This window comes from Mycobacterium sp. ABE4_509 (assembly GCF_056160785.1).
Map to the genome: position 1 here is coordinate 1 of NZ_JBSWXU010000173.1, position 10,334 is coordinate 10,334.

The following is a 10,334-nucleotide window of genomic DNA, read 5'->3' on the forward strand; positions in this document are numbered from 1 at the left end:
TGGGGGGGGTGGCGGTGCGGGCGGGGGTCCGTTGAGGAACGTGTTGCCGGCCGGTGCCGGCTCCTCGGCCGGCGGCGGTCCTTCGGGCTGCCCGCCGGTGGCCAGCTGCGGCAGGTGCTGGGTCTCGCTGCCGCTCGAAGACGAGCCCGACGACGACCCTGACGAGGACGAAGACGAGGACGAGGACGACCCTGACGAGGAGGACGGCAGGCTGACGTCGGGAACCGGGATCGGCGGGAGGTTGAGCCGCTCGGCCGGGATGTCCGGGGGCGGTACCGGCGGTTGGCCGTTGATCAGCAGCGGCCCCTTGGCGCTGTTGAGCAGTGTCGACCAGCCGCCGTTGCCCAGGGTCGCGCCGATGCTGCAGGACACCTGGCGGCTGCCGGCCGACCAGCTCGGCAACGAAATCGTGCTGTAGACCAGGGTCAGCGTGGTGTTGCGCAGCTCGATCGGCGCCAGGTAGGCGTCGGTGATCTCGGTGCAGGTGTCCTTGATGAAGGTGTCCTGCTCGGGTTCGGGCGGCAGGGCGTCGGGGAAGCGCTCGGCGAGGTTGACCGCGCCGGTGACCTCCATCGAGTGCGGGGCCGCGCAGTCCACCGGGATGTCGGTGGGCTGATTGGTCGCCGGGTCGATGCCCAGGCAGGTCCCCGGCGGCCACACCTTGGACTGGTCGATCTCGGCGATCTTGCCGGTGAAAGCCAGTTGCTGATTGTTTGGCCCGGGTAGCTGCAGGCCGCAGAGCATCCTGCGCTCGCCCGTGGTGCGCCACGCCTTCTCCCCGGACCACAGCATGCTGACCGTGAACCGGCTGTTGGGGTCGAAGCGTGCGCCGAGGTAACGCTTGACCGCGGCCGAGCACTGTTCCTGGCTGATCTGCTGGATGCGGGCCGCCGACGGCGGTGCGGCCTCGGGGCCGTACTCGCTGCCCGGGAAGGTGCGCATGTCCACCGACTCCGCGACCTCGAACCGGTGCTCGTCGACGCAGTCGACGATCTCGGCGGCATCCGGGGTGCGGTCAGGCCAGTTCAAGCAGTCCCCGGCCGAGGCGTGGTCGAAGGTGTCGTTGCCGCGGGGTCCCAGGGAGATCGCGTTGGCGGTCAGCCCGCTGGTCCGCTCGGTCTGCGGCAGCGCGGTGATGACCCCGGCGATCAGCAGCCCGCCCAGCGCGGTGAGCAGCAGCGCACGCCGGGTCGACTCGGCCTGCAGGCTGCGCCACCGCGTCTTGGGCCGCGTTGTCTCGTCGCGGCCCTGGCCCACGTCCGCGCCGGATTCGTCGTGCATGTCCACTGGTCCCTCCACCATCGCGCTCCATTGTGACAGGCGTGTCAGGTGTAGTGACAAGAGATGCAGTTGTAACGTAATGCGGTTGTGCCGGTCCGGTCGCCGACCCCGTAGGGTTTCCCGCGTGATCGACCTCAAGGTGTTGCGAGAAGACCCCGACCGTGTGCGCGCCTCGCAGCTGGCCCGCGGTGAGGATCCCGGCCTCGTCGACGCGCTGTCCAGTGCTGACGCCGCGCGCCGGGCGGCCATCTCGGCGGCCGACACCCTGCGGGCCGAGCAGAAGTCGGCCAGCAAGCTCGTCGGTAAGGCCTCGCCGGAGGAACGCCCCCGCCTGCTGGCCGCGGCCAAGGAGCTCGCCGAGCAGGTCAAGGCCGCCGAGGCCGCCCAGACCGACGCGGAGAACGCGTTCACCGCGGCGCACATGGCCATCTCCAACGTGATCATCGACGGGGTGCCCGCCGGTGGCGAGGACGACTGGGTGCTGCTCGACACCGTGGGTGAGCCGCCGGCGATACCCGAGCCCAAGGACCACATCGAACTCGCCGAATCGCTGGGGCTGCTGGACATGGAACGCGGAGCCAAGGTCGCCGGTTCGCGGTTCTATTTCCTGACCGGCCGGGGGGCACTGCTGCAGCTGGGGCTGCTGCAGCTCGCGGTCCGGGTCGCCACCGAGAACGGCTTCACGCTGATGATCCCACCGGTGCTGGTGCGTCCCGAGATGATGGCGGGAACCGGCTTCCTCGGCGCCCACGCCGACGAGGTGTACCGGGTGGAGGCCGACGATCTGTATCTGGTCGGGACCTCCGAGGTGCCGCTGGCGGGTTACCACGCCGGCGAGATCCTGGACCTCTCGGCCGGCCCGAAGCGCTACGCCGGCTGGTCGTCGTGCTTCCGGCGGGAGGCCGGCAGCTACGGCAAGGACACCCGCGGCATCATCCGGGTGCATCAGTTCGACAAGGTCGAGGGATTCATCTACTGCCGCCCCGAGGACGCCGAGGCCGAGCACGAGCGGCTGCTGGGCTGGCAGCGTCAGATGCTGGCCCACATCGAGGTGCCCTACCGGGTCATCGACATCGCGGCCGGTGACCTGGGTTCCTCGGCGGCGCGCAAGTTCGACTGCGAAGCGTGGGTGCCGACCCAGAACACCTACCGGGAGCTGACATCCACGTCGAACTGCACGACCTTCCAGGCCCGGCGGCTGGCCGTGCGCTACCGCGACGACAACGGCAAGCCGCAGACCGTGGCGACGCTGAACGGCACCTTGGCCACCACCCGCTGGCTGGTGGCGCTCGTCGAGAACCATCAGCAGCCCGATGGCAGCGTCCGCGTCCCCGCCGCGCTGGTGCCCTACGTCGGAACCGAGGTGCTCGAGCCCGCCTGATCGAGTGACGGTCTTGTTAGGGTTGGACATGACCGCGACGGTGGCCCAGCTGTGGCGATTTCCGGTGAAGTCGATGGGCGGAACCACGGTCGACCGCCTTCACATCGACCGGCGCGGTGTACACGCCGACCGGCTGTGGGCGGTGCGTGACCTCGAACGTGACATCACCGCGTCGGCCCGCAAAATGCCTGCCCTGCTTGGCTGTTCGGCACGCTATGCGCAGGCGCCCGGGCCCGCTGCCGGGCCCGGAAACGTTCCCGAGGTCATCGTCACGCTGCCCGACGGCGCCGAGTGGTCCAGCGCCGATCCGGGTGTCGACGATGCGTTGTCGGCGCTGCTCGGCCGGGCCGTGCGGCTGACCGCGCTGCCCCCGGTCGGCGACGTGCGGCTGCACCGGTTGTCGGTGCGGCAGAGCCGCGCCGGCTTCGCGGCCGGCGAGGTCCGCCGGGATTTCGGTCTGTCCGATGCCGAGGCGCTGCCGGACACGTCGGTGTTCTCGACCAGACAGATGGTCACGCTGGCGCGCTACGCCACACCGCCGGGCACGTTCGTCGACCTGAGCCCGGTGCACGTGGCCAGCACCACCAGCCTGGCATCGCTGGCCGCCGACGGCGTGTCCTATGACGTGCGGCGGTTTCGGCCCAACATCCTGGTCGACCTCGTGGTCGACCGAGAAGAGCCCGGCGACTCCGGCTATCCGGAGGCGGGCTGGGTGGGCGCCGACGTGGCGGTGGGCACGGTGACGTTGCGCGTCACCAACCCCACCATCCGGTGCGTGGTGCCCACCCGTGCACAGCCGGGGCTGGACCTCGACCGCGGCCTGACCCGCCGGCTGGCCGAGGCCACCGACCGGTTCCTCGGTGTCTACGCCGATGTGACCACGCCCGGCACCGTGCGGGTGGGAGATGCCGTGGCCGTCCGTCACCCGGCGCCGCCCGGGGCCGTGCGCCGGGTGGCCGACAGCGTCGGCCGGGCCGTGATGCGTCAGCTGCAGAGCGCGCTGGAGGCCACCATCCTGCGGGAGCGGTGACGGTGCGCCTGGGTGCCTGGGCGGTGCTGGTGTTGTGGACCGCGGCCGCTGCGGGACTCTTCGTAGCCGTGTTGGCGGCCGCCACGGCCTACGGCAGCTACTCCTACGGCACGTACCTCGAGGACTACGGGGTGCGCACGCAGGCCTACGTCGATCTCGAGGCCGACGTGCTGACCAGAAAGGCGACCGTCGACTTCCGGACCCCGAACGGCTACACCTACCTCACCCAGGTGCGGTTCTGGATGCTGAACCCGCCCCGCGAGGCGGCCGAAGTCACGATCGTCTACGACCCCTCCGACCCCCGCGACGCCATGTTGTTGGGCAGCAACGAGAACCGGGTGATCGCGGTGTTCTTCGCCTTCGGCGCCGCCTACGCGACCAGTGTCGCCGTCGGTGCGGCCGCAGGCGCGCTGCTGGTCCGCCGCTAGCGCTTCAACAGTTCGTCGAGCAACTCGAGGAACTGCTTGGGTCGCACAGGAGTGCAGGCCGGTTCGGGGAAGGCGCCGTCGACATCGAAGGTGACCAACGTCGACTTGATCGGTCGGTAGATGTCCAGCGGCAGCCAGCGTCGCAGGTCCGAACTGCCCCAGATGCGGAACCTGTGCAGGAACATGCCGAGCGGCTCCGCGCGATAGCTGCGGATGTCGCGCAACGGGATCACCTTCGAGGTGCCCGACGGAAAGTGATAGCGCCGCAACGTGAGTGCCTCACGATCCAGCTGGATCCGTCCGTCGTCGTAGTACTGCCGCGACGGGGCGCTCATTTCTTCTCCGATCTGAGCTCGTGGCCCTTGGAGGTCAGGCACCGGCCGTTGGTCAGATTCCATTGCCAGCCGTGCAGATTGCAGGTCAGCGTGGTGCCCTCGATCACCCCGAACTTGGACAGGTCGGCCTTGAGGTGCGGACAGCGTCGCTGGATCTCCCAGCCGTCGAGCGTGATCGATGCGCTGTCGTCGTGCGCTTCGGCGAACCAGCCGTCGGCATAGGCGATTCGCTCGTCGGTCAGACATTTGAAGAACGTGTACAGGTACTCGTTGTAGCCACCCACCCGCCAGGCGGTGAACCGGGTCGACAGGAAGATGGTGTTGACCCAGTCCGGTTCGGCATCGCGCAGCACGGTGCGCACCAGCTCCGGTGCGATGCCGAACCCGTAGCGGAACTTCTCGTCCGGGATCGGTTCACGCACTGCGCGTTTCGGAAAGTCGATGACCACGGTCTCCCGGTGTCCCGGGGAGGACAGGCGCAGTTCGACCGGGTACCCGATGCCGTCGCAGATCTGGTCGCTCTGGACCATGATCGGTTCGAACAGCTCGCGCAGCGGCTCGAGCAGCGGCTCACCCGCCGCCGGTGCCCAGCGGGCCTTCTCGGCCGCCAGCGCCGGGGCCATCCGCTGGGCGTAGACCTCGATGTAGTCGGCTTTGGCGGTGGTGAAGATGGCCTCCACCTCGTCGTCGGGCAACGGGTGGGTCAGCGAATGCAGTTGCGAGCCGGACAGATCGGCGGTGGAACCGGGGATCATCAGCAGGCCGCCGTGGTGGTCGTGCGCCTTCATCTGGTTCAGGAACACGACCTGGTCGGGGAAGATGTTCGCCGGATCGCCGTGGTCGTCGTTTAGCTCGCGCAGCGCCGGGTCCAGGAAGCACGGCGGCCCCGCCGACGGGATCACCCACGTCGCACCGACCTGGGCGATGTACTGGCGGCAGCGGTCCATCTGACGCTGCCGTTTCTGGATGCCGAAGGCTTCCTTGGCCCGGGCCGGCATCTCGTAGACCATCGGGTACCAGATGGCGCCGGAGTACTGCAGCATGTGCACGTCGATCTGGCCGAAGTCGGCGTGCAGCATGTCCAGATCGACCGGCCGGGCGTCGTTCATGTTGAACACGGTGGTGGCACCGTCGTCGACGACCAGCGCCGAGTCGCCGATCGGACCGTCGGCGGGGGCCCGCAGCGCGATGATCATCACGTCGAGTTCACCCTTGGGTCCGCTGACCCGGTGCTTGACCGAGTCGGTGGTCTCGAAGAACCGGGAGAAGCCCAACTTCTCCAGTTCGCGGCGCAGATCGGGCACCGGGAAGTCCGGCAGCAGCACCACCGCGTCCTTGTTGACGTGCTCGGCCAGGTTCTGCGGGTCGAAATGATCCTTGTGCAGATGCGAAACGTACAGATAGTCCACATCGCCCAGCGCCGCCCAGTCGAGCGCGCTGTTGTCCGGGAAAGGGAACCAGGATGCGAAGTAGGCCGGATTGACCCACGGATCGCAGAGGATGGATCCAGCCTTGGTGTCGATCCGGAAGCCGGCGTGCCCGACACTGGTGACCTGCACTGATACCCCTTCGGTGGTCGCCCACGCAGCTGCGTGCTCCGCATGGGAGTTTAGTCCTGCCCGCCAGGGCCGTCGTTCGGTGAGCCGGTTTGGCCGATTACTCTTGCCGCTGTGGAACCGGTATACGGCACAGTGATCCAGCTCGCCCGGCTGGTCTGGCGGGCCCAGGGGCTCAAGTTCACCGTGACCGGGGTGGAGAACCTGCCACGTACCGGCGGTGCGGTCGTGGCGATCAACCACACCAGCTATTTCGATTTCACCTTCGCCGGGCTGCCCGCCTACCGGCAGCACCTCGGCCGCAAGGTCCGGTTCATGGCCAAGAAAGAGGTCTTCGACCACAAGATCACCGGCCCCGTCATGCGCAGCCTGCGGCACATCGAGGTGGACCGCGACAGCGGGGCCGCCTCCTTCGACGAGGCGTGCCGCAAGCTCAGGGAAGGCGAGCTGGTCGGCGTCTATCCCGAGGCGACGATCAGCCGCAGCTTCGAGATCAAAGAGTTCAAGTCGGGCGCGGCGCGGATGGCGATCGCGGCGGGCGTGCCGATCGTGCCTCATATCGTGTGGGGCGCTCAGCGCATCTGGACCAAGGGGCACCCGAAGAACATGTGGCGACCCAAGGTCCCGATCTCGGTGGCCGTCGGCGTCCCCATCGAGCCGACGCTGCCGGCCGTCGAACTGACTGCACTGCTGCATTCGCGCATGCAGCACCTGCTGGAGCAGGTGCAGGACGCCTATGGTCCGCACCCGCCCGGCGAGTTCTGGGTTCCGCACCGGCTCGGCGGGGCGGCGCCGTCGCTGGCCGAGGCCAACCGGATGGACGCCGAGGAGGCGGCCGCCAAGGCGGCCCGCCGGGCACAACCCCCCAACCCGGACAGCGGAGCCGGCGAGGCCCCGGGGTAGCGCGATGGAACCGGTCTTCCGCACGCTGGAAATCGCGGCGAACGTGGCGGTCCGGGCCACCGGGACACGGATCTCTTTCCACGGACTAGCCAACCTGCCCGCCACGGGTGGTGCCGTTGTCGCGATCAACCACACCTCCTACGTCGACTGGTTGCCTGCGGCGCTGGCCGCCACCGCCCGCAAGCGGCGGATGCGGTTCATGATCAAGGCCGAGATGAGCGAGGTGTCGGTGGTCGGTTGGTTGATCCGGCACACCAAGACCATCCCGGTCGACCGGCAGGCGGGGGCGGGCGCGTTCGCCGCGGCCGTCGAGGCGTTGCGTGCCGGCGAACTCGTCGGCGTCTATCCCGAAGCCACCATCAGCCGCAGTTTCGAACTCAAGGAGTTCAAGACCGGCGCCGTGCGGATGGCGCGCGCAGCCCAGGTGCCGATCGTTCCGCTGATCGTGTGGGGTGCTCAGCGGATGTGGACCAAAGACCATCCGAGAAGACTGGGTCGCAACAACATCCCGGTCACCGTCGCCGTGGGGGAGCCGTTGGCGCCGCGGGGTTCGGTGGGAGACCTCGACGCTGCTTTGCGCGCGGCGATGACCGGTCTGCTGCATGATGTGCAAACTGGTTATCCCCAGCCGAAGGGAGCGTTCTGGGTGCCACGTCGACTGGGAGGCTGTGCGCCGACGCCCGCGCAGGCCAGGGTGCTCGATGCCGAGGAGCTCGCCGAGCGGGCGCGTAGACGGGCGGAGGACCCATGACACCGGAGTTGATCGCCACCGACGTCGACGGCACCCTGCTCGACGAGGACGAGAAGGTCAGCGCCCGAACGCGGGCCGCGGTGCACGCCGCCGTCGCGGCGGGTGTGCAGTTCGTGCTGGCCACCGGTCGCCCGCCGAGGTGGGTGCCCCCGGTCACCGACCAGCTGGGGCTCGCCCCGATGGCGGTGTGCGCCAACGGCGCGGTGATCTACGACTCGGCTGCCGACCGCATCGTGTCGGCCCGCACCCTGTCGGTCGATGTGCTCGCCGAACTGGCCGAGGTGGCCACCCGCGTCATCCCGGGCGCCGGTCTCGCGGTCGAGCGGGTCGGCCGCACCGCCCACGACGCGGCCACCCCGCAGTTCGTCAGCTCCCCGGGTTACGAGCACGCCTGGCTCAACCCGGACAACACCGAGGTGTCGATCGAGGATCTGCTCAGCGCGCCGGCGGTCAAACTGCTGATCCGCAAGGCGGGGGCGAGCAGCGCCGAGATGGCGGCGGTGCTGCTCGAGCATGTCGGCATTTCCGGTGACATCACCTATTCGACCAACAACGGCCTGATCGAGGTCGTGCCGCTGGGTATCAGCAAGGCCACCGGGATAGACGAGGTGGCCCGGCCGCACGACATCGACGCCGCCTGCGTGGTGGCGTTCGGTGACATGCCCAACGATGTGCCGATGCTGAGCTGGGCCGGTCTCGGGGTGGCCATGGGCAATGCCCATCCCGACGCGCTGGCCGCCGCCGACGAGGTGACCGCGACCAATGCCGACGACGGGGTGGCCCGGGTGCTGGAACGGTGGTGGCCCTAGATCGGGTTGATCGGCGGGGTGAACCGCTCCAGCTGGATCGGCTCGGGCCCGGGTTCTGCGGTGGGGAGCTCGACCGGGACGCCGTCGATGACGCGGGTCACCGCGCCCGTCTCGCGGTCGAAGTTCAGTGTGCCGTGCTGGAAGTTCTGCACGATCCACTGCGGTTCGGCGATCTCGGCGCTGGTCGGTAGGCCCAGCGCGCCCCGTTCGAAGCCCAGCGATCCCCACGCCTTGTACAACTCGCCGGTGATCGGTGCGGCGCCGCTCTCCGGGGACCAGTACACCGCGCCGTGCTGGAACGTCACGTAGCGGGACTGGCCCTGGCCGGAAGCCTCCGGTGAGGTCGGCCAACCCAGGTAGCTGTCCTTGCCGCCGAGGCTCTCCCACTCGGCGAAGATCGCGCCGCCGCGCAGCTGCTCGGCCAACTGCGCCGGTCCGGGCGGATCGTTGAACCGGGCCGCGATGTCGCGGATCTGCCCCATCAGCGCATAGGCCGCGTCGCCCGGGCATTCGGTGACCCCGACGTCGCGGTGGGTGAAGATGGCCGGCAGCGTCGGGGCGGCGCCGAACGGGAACTTGGTGAACGAGCCGCCCTCGGACGGCAGCACCACCGCGCCGAGCGGGTCGACGTCGGCCTGGCCGAGCACCCAGCCCAGCAGCCGGGCCGTGGTGCGCAGCTGGACCGGGGTCGGCGGTTCGACCTCGAAGTTGCCGAGCATCGCCACGCCCCAGGTGTTGTGGTTGAAGCCGCCGGTGTGCGCGCCCTCCACCGGCCGGGTCATTCCGCCGGCCCGTCCCTCGAAAACCTGGCCGTACCTGTCGACCATCGCGTTGTAGGCGATGTCGCACCAGCCCAGGGTGCGGGTGTGGTACTCGTAGATCGATCGGACGATGCCGGCCGAGTCCTGTGGGGTGTAGTCGTTGCTGCCCGCGGTGTGGTGCACGACGCCGGCCTGGATCCGGGAATCGTAGCGGGGCTCGCCGCAGCGCATGGACTCGTCAGCGCCCCACTGGCCACGCCCGATGATGGCGGGCGGCTGGCCCGGCGGTGTCGCGGCGTTGGGCAGCGGGGCCAGGTCGGCCGGGGCCTGCGGGGGGCTGATCAGCACCGCGTTGATGTTCTGCCCGAACGGCTGCTCGGTGGTGGCGGGCACGTATCCCAGTTCGGGACCCTCGCCGTCGGTGGCGGGCTGCTCGGGCTGGGCCGGGATCGGCGGGGCGTCCGCAGGGCGGGTGACCGCGATCTGCACCGTCGTGGTGCGGCCCACGAAGACCGGTTCGGTGCCGCGCGGGCCCGGTAGATCGGCGCCGACTCCGCCGAGTTGCTCGGCTTCGTACCACGGGCCCCAGGAGCCGTCGGTTCGCTGGGCGCGCACCCGCGCGCTGGTGCCGGTGAGGTCCTGGGAGGTCAGCGCAACCATCGAGAACGGCGTGTCCTGGTGGATCTCGCGGACGGTCTCACCGGCTCCGAGCCCGTCGAGGGGCTGTTGGACCATCTCGGGTGCGGCCACGGCCGGATCGTCGCGGTCCCCGGGCACCCCGGTGATGGCCCAGGGCAGCAGCATCACCGTCGCCGCGGTAGCGGTGAACAGGATTGATGGTGCGGGACGACGGCACGGCACGGCCCGATGTTACGTATGTGCTAGATGATGCTCGTGTTTCGACACGGCTCTGGAGTGAATTAACTGTCGATCCGATATCACCGGCGCCGGCAACCACCCCGCACCGGCAACGGCACCGCAGAGCGGGGGTGCTTCTGCGGTGCCGTTAGGGGGTAGGACTTCGTTGTCCGTTTTGCCGGGGACTTAGGGGGTTTCTAGAGGCCTGGGGTGATCGCTGCCTCGGCGGGCAGCGCCGCGG

10 protein-coding genes are annotated in these 10,334 nt (G+C 69.3%); 6 read left to right on the top strand and 4 right to left on the bottom strand.

Features of this window, described 5'->3' with window-relative positions:
* Nucleotides 1-1,302 (bottom strand): septum formation family protein (locus tag ACXAID_RS24740; RefSeq protein ID WP_475024826.1); only part of this gene is annotated, 1,302 nt, incomplete at its 3' end.
* A gap of 103 nt (nucleotides 1,303-1,405) precedes the next feature.
* Here ACXAID_RS24740 and serS point away from each other — a divergent pair.
* The 3 genes from serS to ACXAID_RS24755 are packed head-to-tail and all read left to right on the top strand — an operon-like array spanning nucleotide 1,406 to nucleotide 4,120.
* Entirely contained in the window at nucleotides 1,406-2,662 is a 1,257-nt protein-coding gene (gene serS, locus ACXAID_RS24745) for a serine--tRNA ligase (protein WP_475024827.1), read from the top strand.
* A 28-nt stretch (nucleotides 2,663-2,690) separates the two neighbouring features.
* A complete protein-coding gene (locus ACXAID_RS24750; protein WP_475024828.1) occupies nucleotides 2,691-3,692 on the top strand; it encodes an MOSC domain-containing protein in 1,002 nt (333 codons plus the stop codon).
* Nucleotides 3,689-4,120 carry a hypothetical protein gene (locus ACXAID_RS24755; protein WP_475024829.1) on the top strand — a complete coding sequence of 144 codons (432 nt, stop codon included), beginning with the start codon at nucleotides 3,689-3,691 and terminating at the stop codon, nucleotides 4,118-4,120. The genes ACXAID_RS24750 and ACXAID_RS24755 overlap by 4 nt, the downstream gene beginning before the upstream one ends.
* On the opposite strand, the gene ACXAID_RS24760 is transcribed toward ACXAID_RS24755, so the two are convergent.
* Nucleotides 4,117-4,455, bottom strand: a complete 339-nt coding sequence (locus ACXAID_RS24760; RefSeq protein ID WP_475024830.1) for a hypothetical protein — start codon at nucleotides 4,453-4,455, stop codon at nucleotides 4,117-4,119. The genes ACXAID_RS24755 and ACXAID_RS24760 overlap by 4 nt on opposite strands.
* Nucleotides 4,452-6,014, bottom strand: a complete 1,563-nt coding sequence (locus ACXAID_RS24765) for a Rieske 2Fe-2S domain-containing protein (RefSeq protein ID WP_475024831.1) — start codon at nucleotides 6,012-6,014, stop codon at nucleotides 4,452-4,454. Before ACXAID_RS24765 ends, ACXAID_RS24760 begins: the two co-directional genes overlap by 4 nt.
* A gap of 111 nt (nucleotides 6,015-6,125) precedes the next feature.
* Between ACXAID_RS24765 and ACXAID_RS24770 the strand changes: the two genes are divergently transcribed.
* From ACXAID_RS24770 to ACXAID_RS24780, 3 genes are read left to right on the top strand one after another with little or no spacing between them, the layout of a single operon-like run.
* A complete protein-coding gene (locus ACXAID_RS24770) occupies nucleotides 6,126-6,914 on the top strand; it encodes a lysophospholipid acyltransferase family protein (RefSeq protein WP_475024832.1) in 789 nt (262 codons plus the stop codon).
* Between the two features lie 4 nt (nucleotides 6,915-6,918).
* On the top strand, nucleotides 6,919-7,665 hold the full coding sequence (locus tag ACXAID_RS24775; protein ID WP_475024833.1) for a lysophospholipid acyltransferase family protein: 747 nt from the start codon (nucleotides 6,919-6,921) through the stop codon (nucleotides 7,663-7,665).
* Nucleotides 7,662-8,474, top strand: coding sequence for an HAD family hydrolase (locus tag ACXAID_RS24780; RefSeq protein ID WP_475024834.1), 813 nt, complete (start codon nucleotides 7,662-7,664; stop codon nucleotides 8,472-8,474). Before ACXAID_RS24775 ends, ACXAID_RS24780 begins: the two co-directional genes overlap by 4 nt.
* On the opposite strand, the gene ACXAID_RS24785 is transcribed toward ACXAID_RS24780, so the two are convergent.
* The gene (locus tag ACXAID_RS24785; RefSeq protein ID WP_475024835.1) at nucleotides 8,471-10,039 is read right to left on the bottom strand and encodes an N-acetylmuramoyl-L-alanine amidase; all 1,569 of its coding nucleotides are present in this window, start codon (nucleotides 10,037-10,039) and stop codon (nucleotides 8,471-8,473) included. The two genes, ACXAID_RS24780 and ACXAID_RS24785, sit on opposite strands and share 4 nt — an antisense overlap.
* Nucleotides 10,040-10,334 lie beyond the last annotated feature (295 nt).